Consider the following 683-nt stretch of genomic DNA (forward strand, 5'->3'; position numbering starts at 1 on the left):
GCGGTTTACAACCACTACAAGCGCCTGCGCAACGGCGACACCAGCAACGGCATCGAGCTGGGCAAAAGCAACATCCTGCTGATTGGCCCGACGGGCAGCGGTAAAACGCTGCTGGCGGAGACGCTGGCGCGGCTGCTGGACGTGCCGTTCACCATGGCGGACGCCACCACGCTGACGGAAGCGGGCTACGTGGGCGAGGATGTGGAAAACATCATTCAGAAACTGCTGCAGAAGTGCGACTACGACGTGCAGAAGGCGCAGCGGGGCATCGTCTACATTGATGAAATCGACAAGATTTCACGCAAGTCGGACAACCCTTCTATTACGCGAGACGTGTCGGGCGAAGGCGTGCAGCAGGCGCTGCTGAAGCTGATTGAAGGCACGGTGGCGGCGGTGCCGCCGCAGGGCGGACGCAAGCATCCGCAGCAGGAGTTCCTGCAGGTGGACACCTCGAAAATCCTGTTTATCTGCGGCGGCGCGTTTGCCGGTCTGGACAAGGTGATTTCACAGCGCGTGGATACCGGTTCGGGCATCGGCTTCGGCGCGACGGTGAAGGGCAAGGCGGAGAAGGCGACGGAAGGCGAGCTGCTGGCGCAGGTTGAGCCGGAAGACCTGATCAAGTTTGGCCTGATCCCGGAGTTTATCGGCCGTCTGCCGGTGGTGGCGACGCTGAATGAACTGAG

Annotated in this window: 1 protein-coding gene; it reads left to right on the top strand. The window is 61.6% G+C overall.

What is annotated here, in order from left to right:
* Positions 1-683 (top strand): ATP-dependent protease ATP-binding subunit ClpX (clpX, locus tag MKZ79_RS21150; protein ID WP_336144585.1); only part of this gene is annotated, 683 nt, incomplete at both ends.

Source organism: Erwinia sp. CGal63 (genome assembly GCF_037026505.1).
In the GTDB taxonomy this organism is placed as follows: Bacteria; Pseudomonadota; Gammaproteobacteria; order Enterobacterales; family Enterobacteriaceae; genus Erwinia.